The sequence below is a fragment of the Pseudomonas sp. PB103 genome (genome assembly GCF_009764635.1).
Taxonomy (GTDB): Bacteria; Pseudomonadota; Gammaproteobacteria; order Pseudomonadales; family Pseudomonadaceae; genus Aquipseudomonas.
In genome coordinates, this window is record NZ_RWIL01000036.1 from 96,423 (window position 1) to 120,032 (window position 23,610).

General features: G+C 58.4%; 20 protein-coding genes, 3 tRNA genes and 1 pseudogene. 20 read left to right on the plus strand and 4 right to left on the minus strand.

What is annotated here, in order from left to right; all coding sequences use genetic code 11:
• Window positions 1-5: 5 nt before the first annotated feature.
• From folP to EJA70_RS06605, 14 genes are all read left to right on the plus strand, one after another.
• The gene (folP, locus tag EJA70_RS06540) at window positions 6-857 is read left to right on the plus strand and encodes a dihydropteroate synthase (RefSeq protein WP_158830205.1); all 852 of its coding nucleotides are present in this window, start codon (window positions 6-8) and stop codon (window positions 855-857) included.
• A 16-nt stretch (window positions 858-873) separates the two neighbouring features.
• The gene (gene glmM, locus EJA70_RS06545) at window positions 874-2,211 is read left to right on the plus strand and encodes a phosphoglucosamine mutase (RefSeq protein ID WP_158830206.1); all 1,338 of its coding nucleotides are present in this window, start codon (window positions 874-876) and stop codon (window positions 2,209-2,211) included.
• A 65-nt stretch (window positions 2,212-2,276) separates the two neighbouring features.
• Entirely contained in the window at window positions 2,277-3,032 is a 756-nt protein-coding gene (gene tpiA / locus EJA70_RS06550) for a triose-phosphate isomerase (protein ID WP_008088336.1), read from the plus strand.
• A gap of 4 nt (window positions 3,033-3,036) precedes the next feature.
• On the plus strand, window positions 3,037-3,423 hold the full coding sequence (secG, locus tag EJA70_RS06555) for a preprotein translocase subunit SecG (protein ID WP_016986497.1): 387 nt from the start codon (window positions 3,037-3,039) through the stop codon (window positions 3,421-3,423).
• Between the two features lie 22 nt (window positions 3,424-3,445).
• Window positions 3,446-3,531 (plus strand) — tRNA-Leu (locus tag EJA70_RS06560).
• Between the two features lie 97 nt (window positions 3,532-3,628).
• Window positions 3,629-3,705, plus strand: a tRNA-Met gene (locus EJA70_RS06565).
• 139 nt (window positions 3,706-3,844) lie between these two features.
• Window positions 3,845-4,303 (plus strand): ribosome maturation factor RimP, encoded by a 459-nt coding sequence (gene rimP / locus EJA70_RS06570; protein ID WP_008088338.1) that lies wholly within the window; start codon window positions 3,845-3,847, stop codon window positions 4,301-4,303.
• A 47-nt stretch (window positions 4,304-4,350) separates the two neighbouring features.
• Entirely contained in the window at window positions 4,351-5,832 is a 1,482-nt protein-coding gene (gene nusA, locus EJA70_RS06575) for a transcription termination factor NusA (protein WP_008088341.1), read from the plus strand.
• 27 nt (window positions 5,833-5,859) lie between these two features.
• Window positions 5,860-8,391 (plus strand): translation initiation factor IF-2, encoded by a 2,532-nt coding sequence (infB, locus tag EJA70_RS06580; RefSeq protein WP_158830207.1) that lies wholly within the window; start codon window positions 5,860-5,862, stop codon window positions 8,389-8,391.
• A gap of 160 nt (window positions 8,392-8,551) precedes the next feature.
• Window positions 8,552-8,953, plus strand: coding sequence for a 30S ribosome-binding factor RbfA (gene rbfA / locus EJA70_RS06585; protein ID WP_008088344.1), 402 nt, complete (start codon window positions 8,552-8,554; stop codon window positions 8,951-8,953).
• Window positions 8,954-8,957: 4 nt separating this feature from the next.
• On the plus strand, window positions 8,958-9,875 hold the full coding sequence (truB, locus tag EJA70_RS06590) for a tRNA pseudouridine(55) synthase TruB (protein ID WP_008088346.1): 918 nt from the start codon (window positions 8,958-8,960) through the stop codon (window positions 9,873-9,875).
• A gap of 142 nt (window positions 9,876-10,017) precedes the next feature.
• The gene (gene rpsO, locus EJA70_RS06595; RefSeq protein WP_003177875.1) at window positions 10,018-10,287 is read left to right on the plus strand and encodes a 30S ribosomal protein S15; all 270 of its coding nucleotides are present in this window, start codon (window positions 10,018-10,020) and stop codon (window positions 10,285-10,287) included.
• Window positions 10,288-10,480: 193 nt separating this feature from the next.
• Window positions 10,481-12,586, plus strand: coding sequence for a polyribonucleotide nucleotidyltransferase (gene pnp / locus EJA70_RS06600; protein WP_158830208.1), 2,106 nt, complete (start codon window positions 10,481-10,483; stop codon window positions 12,584-12,586).
• A 290-nt stretch (window positions 12,587-12,876) separates the two neighbouring features.
• Window positions 12,877-12,952 (plus strand) — tRNA-Thr (locus tag EJA70_RS06605).
• A 6-nt stretch (window positions 12,953-12,958) separates the two neighbouring features.
• Here EJA70_RS06605 and EJA70_RS06610 read toward each other — a convergent pair.
• Complete coding sequence (locus EJA70_RS06610; RefSeq protein ID WP_158830209.1) at window positions 12,959-13,453, minus strand: hypothetical protein; 495 nt, start codon at window positions 13,451-13,453, stop codon at window positions 12,959-12,961.
• A 277-nt stretch (window positions 13,454-13,730) separates the two neighbouring features.
• Between EJA70_RS06610 and EJA70_RS06615 the strand changes: the two genes are divergently transcribed.
• Window positions 13,731-14,030 (plus strand): DUF6388 family protein, encoded by a 300-nt coding sequence (locus tag EJA70_RS06615; protein ID WP_008088353.1) that lies wholly within the window; start codon window positions 13,731-13,733, stop codon window positions 14,028-14,030.
• A gap of 89 nt (window positions 14,031-14,119) precedes the next feature.
• On the opposite strand, the gene nadC is transcribed toward EJA70_RS06615, so the two are convergent.
• Window positions 14,120-14,968 carry a carboxylating nicotinate-nucleotide diphosphorylase gene (nadC, locus tag EJA70_RS06620; protein ID WP_008088355.1) on the minus strand — a complete coding sequence of 283 codons (849 nt, stop codon included), beginning with the start codon at window positions 14,966-14,968 and terminating at the stop codon, window positions 14,120-14,122.
• A 411-nt stretch (window positions 14,969-15,379) separates the two neighbouring features.
• Here nadC and EJA70_RS06625 point away from each other — a divergent pair, with 411 nt between their 5' ends.
• The 5 genes and pseudogenes from EJA70_RS06625 to EJA70_RS31355 all read left to right on the plus strand — a co-directional run bounded on the left by EJA70_RS06625 (window position 15,380) and on the right by EJA70_RS31355 (window position 21,395).
• The gene (locus EJA70_RS06625) at window positions 15,380-17,560 is read left to right on the plus strand and encodes a DUF1631 domain-containing protein (RefSeq protein ID WP_158830210.1); all 2,181 of its coding nucleotides are present in this window, start codon (window positions 15,380-15,382) and stop codon (window positions 17,558-17,560) included.
• Between the two features lie 64 nt (window positions 17,561-17,624).
• The gene (ampD, locus tag EJA70_RS06630; protein WP_008088360.1) at window positions 17,625-18,185 is read left to right on the plus strand and encodes a 1,6-anhydro-N-acetylmuramyl-L-alanine amidase AmpD; all 561 of its coding nucleotides are present in this window, start codon (window positions 17,625-17,627) and stop codon (window positions 18,183-18,185) included.
• Entirely contained in the window at window positions 18,182-19,021 is an 840-nt protein-coding gene (gene ampE, locus EJA70_RS06635) for a regulatory signaling modulator protein AmpE (protein ID WP_158830211.1), read from the plus strand. The genes ampD and ampE overlap by 4 nt, the downstream gene beginning before the upstream one ends.
• Window positions 19,022-20,333: 1,312 nt before the next feature.
• Window positions 20,334-20,537 (plus strand): annotated as a pseudogene (locus EJA70_RS31350) (HAMP domain-containing protein); the annotation flags it as partial.
• A 153-nt stretch (window positions 20,538-20,690) separates the two neighbouring features.
• A complete protein-coding gene (locus tag EJA70_RS31355; protein WP_371924524.1) occupies window positions 20,691-21,395 on the plus strand; it encodes a methyl-accepting chemotaxis protein in 705 nt (234 codons plus the stop codon).
• Window positions 21,396-21,583: 188 nt separating this feature from the next.
• On the opposite strand, the gene EJA70_RS06645 is transcribed toward EJA70_RS31355, so the two are convergent.
• Both EJA70_RS06645 and cra read right to left on the minus strand, forming a co-directional pair.
• Window positions 21,584-22,360 (minus strand): TatD family hydrolase, encoded by a 777-nt coding sequence (locus EJA70_RS06645; RefSeq protein ID WP_158830213.1) that lies wholly within the window; start codon window positions 22,358-22,360, stop codon window positions 21,584-21,586.
• 3 nt (window positions 22,361-22,363) lie between these two features.
• A complete protein-coding gene (gene cra / locus EJA70_RS06650; RefSeq protein ID WP_158830214.1) occupies window positions 22,364-23,359 on the minus strand; it encodes a catabolite repressor/activator in 996 nt (331 codons plus the stop codon).
• Window positions 23,360-23,610 lie beyond the last annotated feature (251 nt).

The following is a 23,610-nucleotide window of genomic DNA, read 5'->3' on the forward strand; positions in this document are numbered from 1 at the left end:
TTGAAATGACTTCTGTTCAGTCCCTGACCCGGTTGCCTTGCGGCAACCGGGTTCTTGATTTGGCCCAGACGCATGTCATGGGCATTCTCAATGTCACTCCGGATTCTTTCTCTGATGGCGGCAAATACAGCCAGCTCGATGCGGCGTTGCGCCACGCCGAAGCCATGGTTGTTGCGGGTGCCACGCTGATTGATGTGGGTGGCGAGTCGACCCGGCCGGGCGCGCGGGCGGTATCGCCGCTCGAAGAGCTGGACCGCGTTGCGCCCATCGTCGAGCTGATCAATCGCGAGCTCGACGTCATTATCTCGGTTGATACTTCGACGCCTGCCGTGATGCGCGAAACCGCGCGGCTGGGCGCTGGTTTGATCAATGATGTGCGGTCGTTGCAGCGTGATGGTGCGCTGGATGCGGCGGCGGCTACAGGTTTGCCGGTTTGCCTGATGCATATGCTGGGTGAGCCCGGCGACATGCAGGACAACCCGCAGTATGAGGATGTCACCCGGGAAGTGGGCGAGTTTCTCGTTGAGCGTATGTCGGCGTGTGCGCTGGCGGGCATTCCTGCTGAGCGCATCATTCTCGACCCCGGTTTCGGCTTCGCCAAAACCCTGCAGCACAATCTAAGCTTGTTCAAGCATATGGAAGCCCTGCATGCGTTCGGTCGACCTTTGTTGGTCGGCGTTTCGCGAAAAAGTATGATCGGCCATGCCCTGAATCGCCCGGTTGGCGAGCGCCTTTTCGGTGGCCTGGCCCTGGCAGCGCTGGCATCTGTCAAAGGCGCGCGTATATTGCGCGTCCATGATGTGGCGGAGACGGTAGACGTGGTGCGGATGATCGCGGCCGTGGAATCAGCCGAATAAGAATGATGGAGCACTTATGAGCAAAAAATACTTTGGTACCGACGGCATTCGTGGTCGCGTCGGTGTATACCCGATTACTCCTGACTTCATGCTCAAGCTCGGTTGGGCCGCAGGCATGGCGTTTCGCAAGATGGGCGCCTGCAAGGTGCTTGTCGGCAAGGACACACGAATTTCCGGCTACATGTTCGAGTCTGCACTTGAGGCGGGGCTGACCTCGGCGGGTGCCGATGTGATGTTGCTGGGGCCGATGCCGACGCCGGCCATTGCCTATCTGTCGCGAACTTTCCAGGCGGAAGCAGGGATCGTTATCAGTGCTTCGCACAATCCGCACGACGATAACGGCATCAAATTCTTCTCCGGCAAAGGTACCAAGTTGCCGGATGAGCTGGAACTGATGATCGAAGAGTTGCTGGATGCGCCGATGACGGTGGTTGAATCGAGCAAAATCGGCAAAGTGTCGCGCATCAACGATGCATCGGGTCGCTACATCGAGTTCTGCAAGAGCAGCGTGCCAACCGGCACCAGCTTTTCCGGGCTCAAGATCGTTATCGATTGCGCGCATGGTGCAACCTACAAGGTGGCGCCAAGCGTCTTCCGGGAGTTGGGCGCAGAAGTTGTCGTCTTGTCTGCCCAGCCCAATGGGCTGAATATCAACGATAACTGCGGCTCGACCCACATGGGACAGTTGCAGGCGGCTGTGCTCGCTGAGCACGCTGATCTGGGGATCGCCTTTGATGGCGATGGCGATCGGGTTCTCATGGTTGATCACACTGGCGCCATTGTTGATGGTGACGAGTTGTTGTTCATCATCGCTCGCGATCTGCATGAGCGCGGTAAGCTGCAGGGCGGCGTGGTTGGCACCCTGATGAGTAACCTCGGCCTGGAGTTGGCGCTGGCGGATCTTTCGGTTCCGTTCATTCGTGCCAACGTCGGCGACCGTTATGTGATCGCGGAGTTGCTTGAGCGTAATTGGCTGGTCGGCGGTGAGAATTCGGGGCACATCGTTTGCTTCAATCACACTACGACCGGTGATGCGATCATCGCTGCATTGCAGGTGTTGATGGCGCTGAAGACTCGCAATGAAGGTTTGGCGCAATCGCGTCAGGCGCTGCGCAAGTGCCCTCAGGTGCTGATCAACGTACGTTTTGCTGGTGGCAATAGCCCGCTGGAGCATCCGGCTGTCAAGGAGGCCAGTGCGCGAGTCACTCAGGCAATGGCCGGTCGCGGTCGTGTTCTTTTGCGCAAGTCCGGCACAGAGCCTCTGGTGCGTGTAATGGTCGAGGGCGAGGACGAAGCGCAGGTTCGCGGCTATGCCGAAGAACTGGCAAAACTGGTAACTGAAGTTTCTGCCTGATACGGCTTGCAAGGCATGATTGTGTTGGGTAACATCTGCGCCCACTTTGACCGACGAGGTACAGCATGCGTCGCCCTATGGTAGCTGGTAACTGGAAGATGCACGGTACCCGCGCCAGCGTCGCTGAGCTGATCAACGGCCTTCGTCATCTGGCCTTGCCAAGCGGTGTTGATGTCGCGGTATTCCCGCCTTGCTTGCATATCAATCAAGTGATTGATGGCTTGAAAGGTAAATCGATTTCGGTCGGTGCGCAGAATTCTGCGGTGGAATCCATGCAAGGTGCATTGACCGGTGAGATTGCACCGAGTCAGTTGGTGGATGCAGGTTGTTCCCTTGTGCTTGTCGGGCACTCCGAACGCCGCCAGATTATGGGTGAGCGAGACGGGATGCTGAATCGCAAGTTCGCAGCTGCACAGGCATGTGGCTTGATTCCGGTGTTGTGTGTAGGGGAAACCCTTGAACAGCGCGAAGCTGGAAAAACTCTTGAGGTTGTCGGGCGTCAGCTGGGCAGCATCATCGAGGAGCTGGGTGTAGGTGCTTTTGCCAAGGCAGTCATCGCTTACGAGCCGGTCTGGGCTATTGGTACCGGACTGACTGCAACGCCGCAGCAAGCTCAGGATGTGCATAAAGCCATTCGCGAGCAGCTGGCGGCAGAGAATTCTGAAGTCGCACGAGGTGTGCGGCTTCTATACGGCGGCAGCGTGAAGGCGGCCAATGCGGTCGAACTGTTCGGCATGCCGGATATCGATGGGGGGCTCATTGGTGGAGCTTCCCTGAATGCAGATGAGTTCGGTGCGATCTGTCGCGCCGCGGGAAACTGAAAAAATGCTGGAAACAGTCGTAGTCGTTTTTCATCTGCTGGGTGCATTGGGCGTAGTTGCTCTGGTTTTGCTGCAGCAGGGTAAGGGTGCGGACGCTGGCGCGTCTTTCGGAGCAGGTGCTTCAAATACTGTGTTCGGAAGCCAAGGTTCCTCTACCTTTCTTAGTAAGTTTACTGCTATACTTGCCGCCGGTTTCTTCATAACCAGCTTGGGGTTAGGTTACTTTGCTAAAGAGAAGGCTCACCAGCTGACTCAAGCAGGTCTCCCAAATCCAGCAGTGTTGGAAGTACCTAAGCAACAACAACCGGCTTCTGATGATGTCCCGGTGCTTCAAGAGCAAAAGTCGGCTACTCCAGCGACTGACGTACCTCCAGCTCAAGAGCAGAAGTAAGAAGGGTTACAGACGTAGTTTTGCCGAGGTGGTGGAATTGGTAGACACGCAACCTTGAGGTGGTTGTGCCCATAGGGTGTAGGGGTTCGAGTCCCCTTCTCGGTACCAATTAGTCAGGAGAGCCCGCTGTTGCGGGCTTTCTTGCAGGTGGAAGGTTACATTGACCCTATAAGGGATCGGTCGTATACTTCCGCCCCAGCTTTGTCGCGGGGTGGAGCAGTCTGGTAGCTCGTCGGGCTCATAACCCGAAGGTCGTCGGTTCAAATCCGGCCCCCGCAACCAGTTTAAGGAGCCCCTTTTAAGGGGCTTTTTGTTAGCTGGACACTTTCAACGCCGCTGTTCGACGGCGTTTCAAGGATGGGCGTTTCGCCCATTTTTTTATTTTGCAAAGCATGCACATATCATGCACTAGGGGGTTCAGGTGTCGAGCAAGCTAGAAGAGTTGCAGGCCTTGCTGGCCCCGGTGGTCGTGGCCCTGGGCTATGAATGCTGGGGTATCGAGTTTTCGGCTCAGGGTCGTCACTCGATGTTGCGCGTTTATATCGATAAAGAGGGTGGCGTGCTGGTGGACGATTGCGCCATTGTCAGCCGTCAGATCAGTGGTGTCCTGGATGTTGAAGATCCAATCACCGTTGAATACACCCTTGAAGTTTCCTCGCCTGGCATGGAGCGCCCACTGTTCACTATTGAGCAGTTCGCCCAGTTTGTCGGTGAACAAGTGAAGATCAAGCTGCGCTCGCCTTTCGAAGGTCGACGCAACTTTCAGGGCCTTCTGCGCGGTGTAGAAGAACAGGATGTCGTGGTGCAGGTAGACGACCATGAGTTCCTGTTGCCGATCGATATGATCGACAAGGCCAACATTATTCCCAGTTTTGACTGAGACGCGGATCCCGCGGATCCAATGGCTTGCGAAAGGCGAGGCGTACGATGAGCAAAGAAGTACTGCTGGTTGTTGAGTCGGTATCCAATGAAAAGGGCGTACCGGCAAGCGTAATTTTTGAAGCGCTGGAGCTGGCTTTGGCCACTGCTACCAAAAAGCGTTTTGAAGACGAAGTTGACCTGCGTGTGGAAATTAACCGCCACACCGGGGCATACGAAACTTTCCGTCGCTGGACGGTCGTCGAAGAGAATGATCTCGACGATCCGGCCATCGAAACCTGGCCGAGCAAGGTTGCCGAAACGCATCCGGGTGCCAACGTTGGCGACGTCGTTGAAGAAAAGATCGAATCCATCGAGTTCGGCCGCATTGCTGCACAGACTGCCAAGCAAGTCATTGTGCAAAAAGTACGTGAAGCCGAGCGCGCACAAGTGGTCGACGCTTATCGCGAGCGCCTTGGAGAAATCATCTCCGGCACCGTGAAAAAGGTCACCCGCGACAACGTGATCGTCGATCTGGGTAACAACGCTGAAGCGTTGCTGGCCCGTGAAGACATCATTTCTCGCGAAACTTTCCGTGTTGGCGTGCGTTTGCGTGCGCTGCTCAAGGAAATCCGCACCGAGAACCGCGGCCCGCAGCTGATCCTGTCGCGTACCGCGCCGGAAATGCTGATCGAGCTGTTCCGCATCGAAGTGCCGGAAATTGCTGAAGGCCTGATCGAAGTCATGGCTGCGTCCCGCGATCCGGGTTCGCGCGCCAAGATCGCCGTCCGCTCCAAGGACAAACGCATTGACCCACAAGGTGCTTGCATCGGTATGCGCGGTTCGCGCGTCCAGGCAGTGTCGGGTGAGTTGGGCGGTGAGCGTGTTGATATCGTTCTTTGGGACGACAACCCGGCTCAGTTCGTAATCAACGCCATGTCCCCGGCCGAGGTTGCGGCAATTATCGTTGACGAAGATGCCCATGCAATGGACATCGCCGTTGGCGCAGACAATCTGGCTCAGGCCATCGGTCGCGGTGGTCAGAACGTGCGTCTGGCTAGCCAGTTGACTGGCTGGACCCTGAACGTGATGACCGAATCGGACATCCAGGCTAAGCAGCAAGCAGAAACCGGCGACATCCTGCGCAACTTCATCGACGAGCTGGAAGTCGACGAAGACCTGGCACAGGTGCTGGTAGATGAAGGCTTCACCAGCCTGGAAGAGATTGCCTACGTACCGTTGGAAGAAATGCTCAACATCGACGGCTTTGACGAAGATACCGTCAACGAGCTTCGCGCTCGTGCCAAGGATCGTTTGTTGACCAAAGCCATCGCTACTGAGGAAAAGCTGGCAGACGCCCATCCGGCCGAAGACCTGCTCTCGCTTGAGGGTATGGACAAGGATTTGGCGATGGAACTGGCGGTGCGCGGCGTAATTACCCGCGAAGACCTGGCCGAGCAGTCTATTGACGACCTGCTCGACATCGACGGCATTGACGATGATCGTGCCGGCAAGTTGATCATGGCCGCCCGAGCCCACTGGTTCGAGTAATTAGGCGCGGCCTGAGGAGAGAAGTGCATGACGCAAGTCACGGTGAAACAACTGGCCGATGAGGTCAAAACACCGGTAGAGCGCCTGTTGCAGCAGATGCGTGAGGCAGGTCTGCCGCACACCGCCGCCGAAGAAAATGTGACTGACAGTGAGAAGCAGTCCCTGCTGACTCACTTGAAAAGCAGCCACAAGGCGAAAGTGGAAGAACCACGCAAGATCACGCTGCAGCGTAAAACCACCAGCACCCTGCGTGTTGCTGGCAGCAAGAGCATCAGCGTTGAAGTCCGCAAAAAGAAAGTTTTCGTACAGCGCAGCCCGGAAGAAATCGAAGCCGAGCGCAAGCGTGAACTGGATGAGCGTCGCGCAGTAGAAAATGCTGCCCGTCAGAAGGCTGAAGAAGAAGCCAAGCAACGCGCCGAAGTAGAAGCGCGTAATCAGCCTGCTGCTGCGCAGAACGCTAACAGCGCTGCCGTTGCGGCGCCGGTTGCCGCTGCAGAACCAGTACGCGAAAGCGCACCGGTCGCTGCCGCTGCTCCAGCTCCGTCTGCTGACGTTCGCAACAAGCAGAACGAACAGCGCCGTCCGGACAAGCCACGTGCCGACGATAACAATCGTCGCAGCGGCGGTGGTGATGGCGAGCGCAAAAACGCTCCGCATCGCGCCTCGGTCAAAGAAAAAGCGCCGGCGCCACGTGTGGCACCACGCACTACCGACGAAGAAAGCGATGGCTTCCGTCGTGGTGGTCGCGGCAAGGCCAAGCTGAAGAAGCGCAACGCCCACGGTTTCCAGAGCCCAACCGGCCCTGTCGTGCGTGATGTGCAGATCGGCGAGACCATCACTGTTGGCGATCTCGCCAATCAGATGTCGGTCAAGGCAGCTGAAATCATCAAGTTCATGTTCAAACTGGGTACCCCAGCGACCATCAACCAGGTGCTTGATCAGGAAACTGCTCAACTGGTAGCCGAAGAACTGGGCCACAAAGTGACCCTGGTCAGCGACACCGCCCTGGAAGATTCCCTGGCCGAGTCCCTGAAGTTTGAAGGCGAGTCGTTCTCCCGTGCACCAGTCGTGACCGTAATGGGTCACGTTGACCACGGTAAAACGTCCCTGCTCGACTACATCCGTCGTGCCAAAGTTGCTGCTGGCGAAGCCGGTGGTATCACCCAGCACATCGGTGCATACCACGTTGAAACCGAACGCGGCATGGTCACCTTCCTCGACACCCCGGGTCACGCCGCGTTTACCGCAATGCGTGCTCGTGGTGCCAAGGCGACTGACATCGTGATCCTGGTAGTTGCAGCGGACGACGGCGTGATGCCGCAGACCATTGAAGCTGTTCAGCACGCGGTAGCGGCTGGCGTGCCATTGGTTGTTGCAGTGAACAAAATCGACAAGCCGGGCGCCGATCTCGATCGCATCCGTAGCGAACTGTCGGTTCACGGCGTGACGTCTGAAGAGTGGGGCGGTGATACGCCGTTCGTACCGGTTTCGGCGAAAGTCGGTACTGGCGTGGACGAGCTGCTTGAAGCCGTTCTGCTGCAAGCTGAAGTTCTCGAACTGAAAGCAACTCCATCGGCTCCTGGCCGTGGCGTTGTAGTTGAATCGCGTCTCGACAAAGGTCGTGGCCCGGTTGCAACCGTTCTGGTTCAAGACGGTACCCTGCGCCAAGGCGACATGGTCCTGGTCGGTTCGAACTATGGTCGTGTTCGCGCCATGCTCGACGAGAACGGCAAGCCAATCAAAGAAGCCGGTCCATCCATCCCTGTCGAGATCCTCGGCCTGGACGGTACCCCGGACGCTGGCGACGAGATGAGCGTAGTTGCTGACGAGAAGAAAGCCCGTGAAGTGGCTCTGTTCCGTCAAGGCAAGTTCCGCGAAGTCAAACTGGCTCGCGCTCACGCTGGCAAGCTGGAAAACATCTTCGAAAACATGGGTCAGGCCGAGAAGAAGACGCTCAACATCGTCCTCAAATCCGACGTCCGTGGTTCGCTGGAAGCGTTGAACGGTGCCTTGAATGGCCTGGGCAACGACGAAGTACAAGTGCGCGTAGTCGGCGGCGGTGTCGGTGGTATCACCGAGTCCGACGCTAACCTGGCACTGGCTTCCAACGCTGTACTGTTCGGCTTCAACGTGCGTGCCGATGCTGGCGCACGCAAGATCGTCGAGCAGGAAGGTCTGGACATGCGTTACTACAACGTGATCTACGACATCATCGAAGACGTCAAGAAAGCCCTGACCGGCATGCTCGGCAGCGATGTTCGCGAGAACATCCTGGGTATCGCCGAAGTGCGTGACGTGTTCCGTTCGCCGAAGTTTGGCGCGATCGCTGGTTGCATGGTGATCGAAGGTGTTGTGCACCGTAACCGTCCGATCCGTGTACTGCGTGAAGACATCGTTATCTTCGAAGGCGAGCTGGAATCCCTGCGCCGCTTCAAGGATGACGCTTCCGAAGTACGTGCCGGCATGGAATGCGGTATCGGCGTGAAGAGCTACAACGACGTTAAAGTCGGCGACAAGATCGAAGTCTTCGAGAAGGTTCAGGTTGCTCGCAGCCTCTAACTCGCGCACTTCAGGAGCCGTGATGGTCGGCCGCACTCAAGGGTGTGGCGCATCACCCGGACTCTAAACGCAACGCCCGGTCTGGCTTTTGTCAGGCCGGGCGTTTGCCGCTTTCAGACCTGGCGGGTTTCACCGCCTGGCAGTAACAGGTAACAAAATCATGGCAAAAGAATACAGCCGTACCCAACGTATCGGCGATCAGATGCAGCGCGAGCTGGCCCAACTGATCCGTCGTGAAGTCAAAGATCCACGTGTGGGTCTGGTCACCATTACCGCTGTGGAAGTCAGCCGTGACGTCGGTCACGCAAAGATTTTCATCACCGTGATGGGGCAGGACAACGCTGAAGACATCGCGCAAAGCATCAAGGTGCTCAATTCCGCCGCAGGTTTCCTGCGTATGCAACTGGCCCGCGAAATGAAGCTGCGCAGCGTGCCGCAACTGCACTTCCACTACGACGAATCCGTCGTTCGTGGTGCGCATTTGTCGGCGCTGATCGAGCGTGCGGTGGCTGAAGACAATCAGCATCCGGTCGCTGCTGAACCTGAAGACACCAAGGAGTAATTCGGTGGCTCAGGTCAAACGTATCCGTCGTAACGTCAGCGGCATCATCCTGCTCGACAAGCCGCTGGGGTTCACCTCCAACGCCGCGTTGCAGAAGGTTCGCTGGTTGCTCAACGCCGAGAAGGCCGGTCACACCGGCAGCCTCGATCCGCTGGCCACTGGCGTCTTGCCGCTGTGCTTTGGCGAGGCGACCAAGTTCTCGCAATACCTGCTCGATTCCGACAAGGCTTATGAAACCCTCGCGCAACTGGGCAAGACCACCACCACGGCGGATGCCGAAGGTGAGGTTTTGCAGGAGCGCCCGGTGACCGTTGGTCGCGCCGATGTCGAAGCGGCATTGCCGAAATTTCGTGGGCAAATCAGTCAGATACCGCCGATGTACTCGGCACTCAAGCGTGATGGCCAGCCGCTGTACAAGTTGGCTCGTGCAGGCGAAGTAGTGGAGCGTGAACCGCGTTCTGTTACTATTGCGCGCTTGGAATTACTGGCCTTCGAAGGTGATACTGCGCGCCTTGCGGTGGATTGCAGCAAAGGCACCTATATTCGCACCCTGGTGGAGGATATCGGTGAGCAACTCGGTTGTGGTGCGTACGTCGCTGAATTGCGCCGTACCCAGGCCGGGCCTTTCACCCTGGCGCAGACCGTGACCCTCGAAGAGCTTGAAGCGGTACATGCCGAAGGCGGCAACGAAGCGGTGGATCGCTTCCTGATGCCATCGGACAGCGGCCTGCAGGATTGGCCGTTGCTGCACTTCTCCGAAGCGAGCGCGTTCTACTGGCTCAACGGCCAGCCGGTACGTGCCCCGGATGCTCCGAAGTTCGGCATGGTGCGGGTACAGGATCACAATGGTCGCTTCATCGGTATCGGTGAAGTGAGCGAAGACGGGCGCATCGCGCCACGTCGTTTGATTCGGTCAGAATGACCGGAACCGGCCTGTGTCACAGCAGGTCGGCGAGTGTGGCTGTTAACAGGCACGGTCACGACTCATTTATAGATACAGGGATTTGTCCCTGGCCTGTTGAAGCTGTTTCCCTGAAACAGTTTCCTGATAAAAGGATTGCCTCATGGCTCTCGACGTTCAAGAAAAAGCTCAAATCGTTGCTGACTACCAGCAAGCTGTTGGTGACACTGGTTCGCCAGAAGTGCAAGTTGCACTGCTGACCCACAACATCAACAAGCTGCAAGGTCACTTCAAGGCCAACGGTAAAGATCACCACTCCCGTCGTGGTCTGATCCGCATGGTAAACCAGCGTCGCAAGCTGCTGGACTACCTGAAAGGCAAGGATCTGGGTCGTTATCAGACTCTGATCGGTCGCCTGGGTCTGCGTCGCTAATCAGCGATTGCGCTATGAGGTTGGTTGTCTGTCGGACGTCTGCGGTTTACCGCCGGCGGCTTGCAGGCTCCCAGCCTCAAGTTTTATCTGGATACACGTTTTACCCTGGACAGGCGTTGGGCCGATTCCCGACATTGCCCAAGAATTCGCAAGAAACCAGTTCCCCCAAGAGCCACAAAGAAGGTAGGACACCGTGAACCCGGTAATCAAAAAATTCCAGTTCGGTCAATCGACCGTTACCCTCGAGACTGGCCGTATCGCCCGTCAGGCCTCCGGCGCAGTATTGGTCACCGTTGACGACGACGTCAGCGTGTTGGTGACTGTAGTCGGTGCAAAACAAGCCGATCCAGGCAAGGGCTTCTTCCCTCTGTCGGTTCACTACCAGGAAAAGACTTACGCTGCCGGTAAGATCCCTGGCGGTTTCTTCAAGCGTGAAGGCCGTCCTTCCGAAAAAGAAACCCTGACTTCCCGACTGATCGACCGTCCGATCCGTCCGCTGTTCCCAGAAGGCTTCATGAACGAAGTGCAGGTTGTCTGCACCGTCGTTTCCACCAGCAAGAAGACCGATCCGGACATCGCTGCGATGATCGGTACCTCGGCTGCCCTGGCTATCTCGGGCATCCCGTTTGACGGCCCGATCGGCGCTGCTCGCGTTGCTTTCCACGAAAGCACCGGTTACCTGCTGAACCCGACTTACGAGCAGCAAGCTGCTTCGAGCCTGGACATGGTCGTTGCCGGTACTTCCGACGCCGTCCTGATGGTTGAATCGGAAGCTAAAGAGCTGACCGAAGACCAGATGCTGGGCGCGGTACTGTTTGCTCACGACGAGTTCCAGGTGGTGATCAACGCCGTCAAAGAACTGGCCGCTGAAGCTGCCAAGCCAACCTGGAACTGGGCTCCTGCACCAGAAGCCACCGAACTGCTGGGCGCTATCCGTGCCGAGTTCGGCGACGCGATCTCCCAGGCTTACACCATCACCATCAAGGCCGACCGTTACGCTCGCCTGGGTGAGCTGAAGGATCAGGTGGTTGCCAAGCTGTCCGGTGAAGAAGGCCAGCCTACGTCCAGCGAAGTCAAAGCTGCTTTCGGCGAAATCGAATACCGCACCGTTCGCGAAAACATCGTAAACGGCAAGCCACGTATCGACGGTCGCGACACCAAAACCGTACGTCCGCTGAACATCGAAGTCGGCGTTCTGCCGAAGACTCACGGTTCGGCGCTGTTCACCCGTGGTGAAACCCAGGCTCTGGTAGTCGCGACTCTGGGCACCGCCCGTGACGCACAGCTGCTGGACACTCTGGAAGGCGAGAAAAAAGACCCGTTCATGCTGCACTACAACTTCCCTCCGTTCTCGGTGGGCGAGTGTGGTCGCATGGGTGGCGCTGGTCGTCGTGAAATCGGTCACGGCCGTCTGGCCCGTCGTTCGGTTTCGGCCATGCTGCCAGCCGCTGACGTGTTCCCGTACACCATCCGTGTGGTTTCGGAAATCACCGAATCCAACGGTTCGAGCTCGATGGCTTCCGTTTGCGGCGCTTCCCTGGCCCTGATGGACGCTGGCGTGCCGATGAAGGCGCCGGTTGCCGGTATCGCCATGGGTCTGGTTAAAGAAGGCGAGAAATTCGCCGTCCTGACCGACATCCTTGGTGACGAAGACCACCTGGGCGACATGGACTTCAAAGTAGCCGGTACCGCTAAAGGCGTTACTGCGCTGCAGATGGACATCAAGATCAAAGGCATCACCGAAGAAATCATGGAGATCGCTCTGGGCCAAGCCCTGGAAGCGCGCCTGAACATCCTCGGTCAGATGAACCAGATCATCGGCCAGTCGCGTACCGAACTGTCGGCCAACGCTCCGACCATGATCGCGATGAAAATCGACACCGACAAAATCCGTGACGTTATCGGTAAAGGTGGCGCGACCATCCGTGCGATCTGCGAAGAAACCAAGGCTTCGATCGACATCGAAGACGACGGTTCGATCAAGATCTTCGGCGAAACCAAGGAAGCCGCTGAAGCTGCACGTCAGCGCGTTCTGGGTATCACCGCTGAAGCCGAGATCGGCAAGATCTACGTGGGCAAGGTTGAGCGCATCGTCGACTTCGGCGCATTCGTCAACATTCTGCCGGGCAAGGACGGTCTGGTGCACATCTCGATGCTGAGCGACGCTCGCGTAGAGAAAGTGACCGACATCCTGAAAGAAGGCCAGGAAGTGGAAGTGCTGGTACTGGACGTGGACAACCGCGGCCGTATCAAGCTGTCCATCAAAGACGTGGCAGCTGCAAAGGCTTCGGGCGTTTAATTACCCCAAGGCTTTAGCGCAATGAAAATGCTCCGCCGTGAAAACGGCGGGGCATTTTTTTTGTCTGGCATAAAGCAATTGTGGCGAGGGGATTTATCCCCGTTCGGCTGCGCAGCAGTCGTAAAACCAGACACTGCGGACTGCCTGAAACACCGAGGTGTTGGATTCACGGCCGCTGCGCTGCCGAACGGGGATAAATCCCCTCGCCACAAATGGGAGTTTCAAGAGATAACCATCAGGCAACCCACAAATTTGCCGCAGCACACGACCGGTGCTAGGTTTAGCCCACCGCCCGTGTAGCTCAGCCGGTAGAGCAGCGCACTCGTAACGCGAAGGTCGCAGGTTCGATTCCTGTCTCGGGCACCACTTCTCTTACTTCACCTTGCGGCTCAGGTCCTCGACGGTACGTTTGAGCTGATCCATGGCCCGGTCCTGATCGTTGACCTTCTGTTTCAGATTGGAAATCTCGCTGCTGCTCGAGCTTGAGCTCGAACCGCTATTGCGCTTGAGGTCTTCGACCTGACGACCGAGCGTGTCCAGCTCACGATCCTGTTCCTTGATCTTGTTCTTCAGGTCATCGATGTCCCTGCTGCTGGAGCTTGAGCTCGAACCGCCGCTGCGTTTGAGGTCTTCGATCTGGCGCGATTGCTCGCTGATCGTGTCGCGCATTTTTTTCAGTTCATCGATGCTGATATCGCTTCTGATCACCACGTCTTTGCCGTAATCGTTGTGAATCAGCGAAACCTTGTCGCCGTAGGACGGGCTGCTGGAGCTCAGCTCAACCGCCATCGCGCTGGCGGGAAGCGCCAAAACGGCAAACAGCGTGGTAGCGGACACAACAGAAGAGATTTTTGAAAAGCTGCGCATCACTGGTTTTCCTTGTGAACAGCGAAGATGAGTGCCGAACTGGCACATCGCTATGACTGGAAAAGTGTATTTATGTTCCGCAGGTCAAATTTTTGTGCGAGAGATGTAAAGAGCCGTGTAATTCGTCATGCAAACGTCCTATATTCGGTGCCTGCATGAGCATCGCTTAGCAGTTTTCAGATGATCCCGAATGGTTCCGAAGGCCGGAAAAATCCGCGTCAGAGAGATCCTTGATGATCCAGATCCATCCTCCATTCTTACGATCAACGAGAACGCCATGACCGAACTAACTCAAGAGCAACGTCACGAACAAGCGCTGGAAAAGTACATTCTGGACGTACCGGACCTGAAGGACGAGATCAAGGACCTGAGTCCTGATGATCAAAAAGATCAGATCCAGTGGGCCTTCGAAGACGAAGCCGAAGCTCAGGGCCTGCAGCCGTGGGAGCTGACGCTCAAGTACACGAGCACGCCGGAGGAGTTCGAGGCGCAGCGCCTCGTGCTGCACAAAGAGGCGGCCGAAGTGCTGGGCGTCGAGTGGGACGAGTACTGCGAAATGAACAATCTTGTCGTCTAAGAGCAGCTAGGAGCTACAAGTTTCAAGCTACAAGTCAAAGCAAAAGCGCTTTGGCTTGTAGCTTGTAGCTCGCATCTTGTCGCTGCTGTTTAAAGGCTGAGACGCATCGACAGGTCGACCGCTTTGACATCCTTGGTCATTGCGCCGATCGAGATGTAGTCCACCCCGGTTTCGGCGATCGGCAGCAGCGTGCTTTCGTTGATGCCACCGCTCGCTTCCAGTTTCGCCTTGCCGCCGTTCAGACGCACGGCTTCGCGCATGTCATCCAGGCTCAGTTCGTCGAGCATGATGATGTCGGCGCCGGCCGCCAGCGCTTCCTTCAGTTCTTCCAGGCTTTCCACTTCGATTTCCACCGGTTTGCCCGGTGCGATCTTGTGCGCGGCGGCAATGGCTTGCGGAATGCCGCCGCTGGCTGCGATGTGGTTTTCCTTGATCAGGAAGGCGTCGTACAGACCGATGCGGTGGTTGTGGCAGCCGCCGCAGGTTACTGCGTATTTCTGCGCAAGGCGCAGGCCCGGCAGGGTTTTACGGGTATCGAGCAGCTTGACGTCAGTAGCGCCGACGAAGTCTGCGAGGTACTGCGCGCGCGTGGCCACACCTGACAGCAGTTGCAGGAAGTTCAGCGCACTGCGCTCACCGGTCAGCAGCGAGCGCGCCGGGCCTTCCAGATGAAACAGCGGCTGATTGGGTTTGACCCGCTCGCCATCGACCACTTGCCAATGCACCGCGACGCGCGGATCGAGCTGACGGAACACCGCATCGACCCACGCGGTGCCGCAGATGACGGCTTCGTCACGAGTGATGATGGTGGCTTTGGCCAGGCGTTCGGCCGGGATCAGTTGCGCGGTGATGTCGCCGCTGCCGACGTCTTCGAGTAACGCACGGCGCACGTTGGCTTCGATTTCGGCGGTCAAATCGGCGAGACGTAGATTCGGCATAACGGGCTCCACAAACAAAGTGGTTCGATTATAGGGGCATGGCATCGGCCAACCCAAGGCGAGAACTCGCGTGCTTGACTGCATCCGGTCGAATTTCTTTGAGTAAACAGCGTGTGAGCGTGGTCTGTGCAAGGTGTCGGCGCCTAGGGGAAACCCTGACGGCTATAGCGTCGGGGACATCTTTTGCAAGATAATCCGCCTTGCATTTGACGTCATAGCTTTGACGTAAAGGCTGGACCTGCCGAATGACGCCGAGAGGCGCGAGGCTGATTGCAATAAAGCTCGTTCCACCGCTACTGCGCTGACAGACAGGACGCGAGCGCGAGCAGGCTCACTCCTACACAGGGAATCGTGTTGCCGCAACGCACTCGATGTTTCTGCCAAGAAGAATCACCGTTTCAGGAGGCTTGGATGCACAACGACGGGAAAGTAGTGCCTTTGCACAAGGCCGCTACCGATCAGGCGAATCATTCGCCGCTCGCCCGCCTGCCTGTGATTCTGCTTCAGGTTCGCGACAAGGCCGCGCAGCAGCTGCGCCATGGATTACAGGAGCTGTTCGATAACGCCGACGACACGCTGTTTGAAATGGCTGATCGGGCGCGGAACGATGTTGAGCAGAACATCTTTTTCGAGGCCATGCGCGACCTGCGCCTCAAGCGCAAAAATATCGAGCGGGGCTTTCTCGAGCTGTTTTTCGAGGCCTTCGTCAGCCTCACCCAATACGACTCCACGCACAACGCGCTGCCGCGCACGCTGATGTTCGAAGAGTCGGCGCCACGCACCGATGACATGGAGCGCAGCGTGGCGGTCGAGACCATGGTCGGTCGTGTGCTCAAGCGGGACGGCTTCGCGCTCGATCAATTGACCACGCGGCTCAACGCCTTGCTCGGCAATACCCTCGACGATCAGCACAACCCGCTCGGCCCGGCGATGCTCTGCGAGTACTTCTTGCAGGCCGGGCGCAATCTGGGCGTGGAGATCAAGGTCAAGCTGATCCTGCTCAAGTTGTTCGAGCGCTATGTGCTCGCCGACACCGAACAGCTTTACGCGGAGGCCAACCAGCTCCTGCTCGCCACCGGTGTGCTTCCGGCGTTGAAGCCAGCACCGACGCGGCGCGCCATTGATCGTGCGGCTGCCAGCGTCTACAGCGAAGAAAGTCACGAGCCGACGCCCGCTGATGAAAGCGTGCAGGAGGTCTTCGCTGCGCTGCAGGAGTTGCTATTACACGTGCGCGGCAGCGTTGCTCCGACGCTGGAGCCAAGCGGCGCCACCCAACCGATCACCACGCGCGATTTGCTGCGTCTGCTTTCGCATTTGCAGCAATACGTGCCCGCACTCGCCGCGCAGGATGACTTCGATCTGCGCAATCAGCTGGAACAACTGCTGACGCGGGTCAGCGTCAGAAGCGGCAAGTCGCGGATTGTCGGCGGGGCAGACGAAGACGTGATCAACCTGATCGCCATGGTCTTCGATTGCATTCTCGACGATCGCAACGTGCCGGATTCGCTGAAGGCGCTGATCGCCCGTTTGCAGATTCCGATGCTCAAGGTCGCGGTGCTCGACAAAAGCTTCTTCAGCCGCAGCAGTCATCCGGCGCGGCGCCTGCTCAACGAAATTGCCGACGCGGCCATGGGCTGGGGCGATTGCGACAGTGAGGCGCGCGACAGTTTGTATGTGCGCATCGAACAAGTGGTGCAGCGCCTGTTGACCGATTTTGTCGATGATCCGGCGATTTTTTCCGAGTTGCTCGCCGACTTCCTCGCCTTCACCAGCGATGAACGCCGCCGCAGTGAATTGCTTGAGCAGCGTTTGCGCGATGCCGAAGAGGGACGCGCAAAAACCGAGTTGGCCCGGCGCCGGGTCGAGCAGGCGTTGAATCAGGCCTTGCTGGGTAAAGTCCTGCCGCCAGCAGTGGTGACCTTCGTCCAGAATGCCTGGAGCAAGGTGCTGCTGCTGACCTGCCTCAAACATGGCGATCAGTCCGCCGAGTGGCAGGCCGATGTGCAGACCATGGAACAACTGATCTGGAGTGTGCAGCGCCATGACCACGCCGAGTCGAGCCTGCGCCTGCTGGCGTTGGTGCCGGGGTTGCTCAAGTCACTGCGCGATGGCCTGAGCAGTTCGGCGTTCGATCCGTTCGCGACCAGCGAATTTTTCAGCGAACTCGAAGCCCTGCATGTGCGGGTGCTGGAGCGTTCTGCCGAGACTGATCAGGCCGCGATGATGGTCGAGGTGTCGCAGCAGATCGTTTTGCAGGCCGCCGACGAGGGCTCGCTGGAGCTGACCTCGGTCCGTTTGTCCCATGACGACGCGGGTCTGCGCCAGGTCGATCAGTTGCGCCTTGGCAGTTGGGTGGCGTTTCAGGAAGACGATGAACACAGCTTGCGCTGCAAACTGGCTGCCATCATCGAGGCCACGGGCAAATACGTCTTTGTCGATCGCACCGGGATGAAAGTGCGCGAGCGCAGTCGCACCGGGCTCGCCCTGGAATTTCGTCGCGGCGCAGTGCGCGCGCTGGACGATACCTTGCTGTTCGACCGGGCGCTGGAGTCGGTGCTGGGTAATCTGCGGCGACTCAATCGCGCCAAGTGATCGCGCGCCGGGGGCCGATCACGGCATACTGGGCGCCAACACAGTCGGCGTTGAAGGAATCGGTATGCAGTTGGATCCCGCTAGCGGGTGGTGTCACGGGGTGCAGGTCTGCCCATCGCCCAACTTCAATGAGCGCCCTGCGGGCGAAGTCTCCCTGTTGGTCATCCACAACATCAGCCTGCCACCGGCGCAGTTCGCCACGGGCAAGGTGCAGGAATTTTTTCAGAACCGTCTGGATGTCACCGAACATCCCTACTTTGCCGGGATCGCCGACTTGCGCGTCTCCGCGCACTTTCTGATCGAACGTGACGGCAAGGTCACCCAGTTTGTCTCCTGTCTTGAGCGGGCGTGGCATGCGGGGGTGTCGATTTTCGACGGCCGCGAAACCTGTAACGATTTTTCCGTGGGCATCGAGCTCGAAGGCACCGATGATCTACCGTTCACCGACGCGCAGTATCAGGCGTTGACGACGCTGACCCAGCAGTTGCAAGCAGCATTTCCGGCCATCACCGGCGCCCGCATTTGTGGGCACAGCGACATAGCACCCGGGCGTAAGACCGATCCTGGCCCGGCATTCGACTGGGCGCGTTACCGCGCAGCCCTGGCACAAGAGGAAGGACAATGAGTTTTCTGGTGTTACTGCTGGCGGTCTGGATCGAGAAGTTCTCGGCCCTGCGCCATCGGCTTCAACGCGATGGCGGATGGATCCGCGAACTGAACAAACTCGAAAGCAGTCAGCAGTTGGCGAAACAACCCTGGCTGGTGCTGACGATTCTGGTGCTGTTGCCGGTGGCATTGTTGGCGCTGTTGCTGGTGGTGCTGGAGCCGGTAGCTTATGGCCTGTTGGCGTTGCCGGTGCATTTGCTGGTGGTGATTTACAGTCTGGGGCGCGGCGATCTGCTCGGCGGCCTCGGCCCGTTTCGTGATGCCTGGCGTCGAGAGGATCTGCAGGCGGCGGCCCATGTGGCCAAGCGCGATCTGAATATTTGCGCCGACAGCGGCGAGCAATTGCTTGATCGCGTGCAGGGGCATTTGTTGTGGGAGGCCTATCAAAGCTTCTTCGCAGTGATTTTCTGGTATTTCCTGCTCGGTCCGGTGGCCGCATTGGCCTATCGCTTGCTGGCGCTGGCCGAGGAGCACGGCAAGAACCCGGCACTGGTTGAGCGCGCCGCGCAATTGCGCCATGCCTTTGATTGGGTACCGGTGCGATTGCTGGCGGCGAGTTTTGCCTTGGTCGGCAACTTCGTCGCGGTTGGCCGGGTCATGCTGCACGAGCTGCTGAACTGGAACATCAGCGCCGCACAACTGATCAACAAGGTCGGTTTGGTCGCGGGCGAGATCCCGCCGCCGGTGGTTGGGCCGGAAGGGATTACCACCCTCGACAGCCTGTGGGAACTGCTGCTGCGTGCGGCGGTGCTGTGGTATGCCGGGTTTGCCCTGTGGACGGTTCTGATCCACTAGCCAGTTGGGGCGAACTCCTATGTGGACAGTCCTGATTCACTAACCAACTAAAGCGAACTCCTTTGTGGCGAGGGGATTTATCCCCGATGGGCTGCGCAGCAGCCCCAAAACCATCCTCCACGATTTATCAGATACAACGCCTGTTCAGCTATTGGGACCGCTTCGCGCCCCATCGGGGATAAATCCCCTCGCCACAATGGTTTTGTATTGTCCTCGCACCGTTAACCTTAAGTTACAAAACCTCCCGCCGATTTGCGCTATACAGTGATGGCGCCCGATAGTGGCTATCTGCTGTCGCCCCGCGCCTGCCAATAAAAACAAGAAAAACCAAGGGAGACTTCCAGTGAAGAGCTTGCTCTATCCCGCCGTCTCGCTGATGAACCGTCTGAGCTTCGGCATGAAGTTCAGCTTGATCAGCGTGCTGTTCCTGGTGCCGATGCTGGTGACCAATTTCTATCTGGTGCGCGATTCCTACCGTGAATTCCAGGGCACTCGGGTCGAGTTGCAAAGTCTCGATCTGCTCGGCAGCAGCCTGACCCTGCGCCGGGATCTGGAGACCCTGAACAATCTGGTGCAGATCAACGTCACCCTCGGCCAATCCGGCAAGGCCGGCACTGTCGAAGCCAGGATCAGTACCCTTGAACAAACCGTGCTGGCGCGTCTGCAAGGGCTGACGGCGATGACCGACGATCCCGAGCAGATCAAGGTGTTCGATGGCAAGCGCGATGAAATGATCGCCGCGTTCAAGGCCCAGCAAGCGGAAAACTCGCTACAAAGCAAAAGTGCGTTGATTGGCAAGCTGCTCAGCAGTGCGCAGATATTCAGCCAGATCATCACTAGCCAGGCCGGCCTGAGCCGTGACAACCAGGGTGACATCCGCCAGTTGAGCGAGCTGGTGACCCTGATCACGCCAGGCATTACCCAAACCCTCGGCGAAGGTCGGGCGATAGGCTCGTATTCGCTGGCACAGGGTTTTCTCAACAGTGCCTCCAGCACGCGTTTCGATGAGTTGCTGGGCAAGATTGAAAAACTCCAGGCCGAGTACGGCTTGAAGCTGCAGGACGCCCTCGGCTCCAGCAAAGCTGCGCGTGACACCCTCAGCGCTCAGGCCGACGACAGCAGGGCCTCGCTGAAGCAGGCCAGCGAACTGTTCGAAGAACAGGTGGTGATGGCTGACACCCTCGATGCGCCGTGGCAGGGGTTTTACGATCAGGTCACCGCGCTGATGGACAAAACCTATGCGCTTAACGAAGCCTCGCTGAAATTTCTCGACACTCAACTGCAACAACGTCTGGCGCATAACCGCACGCACATGGTCTTGCAGGCCGTGGCGCTGTCGGTGGTGTTTGTGCTGATTTTCTATCTCTATGGCGGTTTCTACGCCTCGACCCGCACCACGCTCAAGCGCCTCGGCGCGATGATGGACAAGGTCGCGGCGGGGGACATGACGGTCAACTTTGTTGCTCACAGCCGCGATGAACTCGGTGAGTTGGGCGAAGTGTTCAATGGCACCGTGAAGAAGATTCACGACCTGATCGAACGTGTCGGCCACACCGTCGGTGAAGTCGAGCGGCAGGCCGGGCAGGTCGAAAACGTCTCGGCGCAGAGCAATCAGGCGGTCGCCGGGCAACGTACGCAGATCGAGCAAGTGGCGACGGCGATGAACCAGATGTCGGCGACCTCACTGGAAGTCGCGCGCAGTGCCGCCGCAGCCGTGAGCAGCGCCCACAGCGTCAATGATGAAACCATCACTGGCCGTGTTCTGGTCGAGTCTCAGCAGGGCAGCATTGCCGCGCTGGCCAGCGAAATCGATCAGTCGGTGCGGGTGATCAACCAATTGGCCAGTGACAGCCAGTCGATCAGCCGGGTACTGGACGTGATCAAAAGCATCGCCGAACAGACCAACCTGCTGGCGCTCAACGCCGCGATCGAAGCGGCTCGCGCCGGGGAGCAGGGCCGTGGTTTTGCCGTGGTCGCGGACGAAGTGCGCACGCTGGCCAAACGCACCCAGCAGTCCACCGAAGAGATTGAGCAGATGATTGCCAAACTGCATGGTGGTGTCGGCGCGGCGGTAAAGGCCATGGGGGTCAGCCATCAAATGGCTAGCGGCACGGTCGGGCAGTCGGAAAAAGTCCAGCAGGCGCTGGAAAACATCCTTGGCGCTGTGGGCATGATCGTCGATCAGAACCAGCAGATTGCCGCTGCGGTGGAACAGCAAACGGCTGTGGCCCATGACATCGACCAGAACATCGTCGAGATCAACCGCGCCGGCGAGCGCACCGCCCACGGCGCGCACCAGACCGAAGATGCCAGCCGCGCGCTGTCCGCCCAGGTCGTCGAACTCAAACAACTGATCAGCGCCTTCCGCGTCTGAGTCGTATCTTAAAACCTTGTGTGAACCTTTGTGGCGAGGGGATTTATCCCCGCTGGGGCGCGAAGCGCCCCCAAAACCTGAAACAGAGTTTTATCTGATAAAACGTGAACTATGGTTTTGGGGCCGCTTCGCAGCCCATCGGGGATAAATCCCCTCACCACAAAAGCCCGATTCCACAGGGAGATGGGTTACCAGCCGAAGACTTCGCAGCTGTTGGCGGTGCTGGCGTCGGCGAGTTGTTGCGGGGTGATTTTCATCAGCTCGGCCAACGCTGCGCAAATCGCTGGCAAGTGCGCCGGTGTATTGCGGACACCTGGGAACATCGCCGGCGCCATGTCCGGTGAGTCGGTTTCCAGCACGATCGATTCCAGCGGCAACTCCGCCAGCACCCGATGCATGCGCAACGCCTGCGGCCACGTCGGTGCGCCGCCCAGACCCAGTTTGAAACCCAGTTTGATGTATTCCCGCGCCTCTTCACGGCTGCCGGCAAACGCGTGGATGATCCCGGCGCGTTTGAGCTTGAAGCGTTTGAGCGTGGCGATCACCGCTGCATGACTGCGGCGCACATGGATCAGCGCCGGTAATTGAAAATCCGCAGCCAATTGCAGCTGTGCTTCGAACAGCGACTGTTGGCGCTCGCGATCCAGCGTTTCGATGAAGTAATCCAGACCGATTTCGCCCACCGCACACAGCTGTCGATGACCGCGCAGCCGGGTCAGCCAGTCACCCAGCGCCGACAAATCTTCCGGGCGATGCTGGTCGAGATAAACCGGATGCAAGCCAAACGCCGCGTACAAATCGACATCGCTGCGCACCAGATCCCACACCCGTTGCCAATTACCCTCGTATACACCCAATACCACCATCCGCCGCACCCCGAGGGCGCGGCTTTCGGCCAGCAATGCCGGGCGATCGGCGTCGAAGTCGGGGAAGTCGAGGTGGGTGTGGCTGTCGATCAGCTCCACGGTTCAGTCTCGGTGAATACGCTGCTTGAAGGTCCGCGCAATGGCCTGCACGCCGGGCTTGTATTGCGACTGCTCGACGGCCGCGAGCGCCAGTTCCAGCGCCTTGTCGGCGATCAACTGGTGCTGCTGGGCCATGGCGTTGACCGGCAGCGGCAGGAAATCGAGCAACTGCGTATCACCGAAGGTGCCGAGGCGCAGCGGCCGCGATTTCAGCGGGAAGTCATGCAGCGCATCGAACACGCCCTGCAACAGCACGTAGGAAGTCGTTACCAATGCGTCGGGCAAATGCCCCAAGCGTTGCAGGAGTTCTTCCATCAACTGCTTGCCGCACTCGCGGCTGAAAGATTCGGCGTGCTCGACCAGCACCTCGCCTTTGAAGTCGACAAGGGCCTGTTTGAAGCCGGCGGCACGTTCCTGGCTGATGCTCAGTTCCGGACGCGCGCCGAGCAGTACGATCTGCTTCGGTTGCGGGTCGAGCAGGCTCTGGGTCAGGTGCTGACTGGCCTCGCGGTCGTCACTGACCACCGAGCAGAAATGCTCGGGCTCCATGACCCGGTCGATGGCAATGATCGGCGTGCCCTTGGCCTGCAACTGGCGGTAACTGTCATCGCCGGCGGGCAGACAACTGGCGACGATCAGCGCATCGCAACGGCGCGCGCGGAACAGTTGCAGCAGTTGCCGCTCGCTGTCCGGCGCATCGTCGGAACTGGCGATCAATAACTGATAGCCGCGTGCCCGCGCACCTTGCTCCAGCAGTTTGGCGATCCGCGCGTAACTGGGGTTTTCCAGATCCGGCAGAATAAAGCCCAGCGTGCGCGTGTGGCGGCTGCGCAACCCGGCCGCTTGAGGATTTGGCGTGAAGCCGTGCAGGTCGACCACCGCCCGCACCCGCTCGACGGTCGCAGTGCTGATGCGTTGCTGTTCGGCCTTGCCGTTGATGACGTAGCTGGCGGTGGTCACGGACACTCCGGCCAACCGCGCGATATCACTGAGTTTCAACCCGGGATTTCCTTGTTTTTGCGAGCTTGCCGCAACATTTTCGCCAATCCTACCCGATTAGGGCAGGCGACTATTGTCGCAACGCATCCGACAAGTTGGACTTCAAGGATGGGACATTATCGAGTAACGTGCCGATCGATCTAGATTAAACGTTTCAGCAAGCGTATTTTCTACGTTTTAGACGCCCTTGGCCGGTGCTGCCGTGAAACCGCCAAATCTGCCGCTGAAAAGCAAAGCGGCAGAGCGCCTAA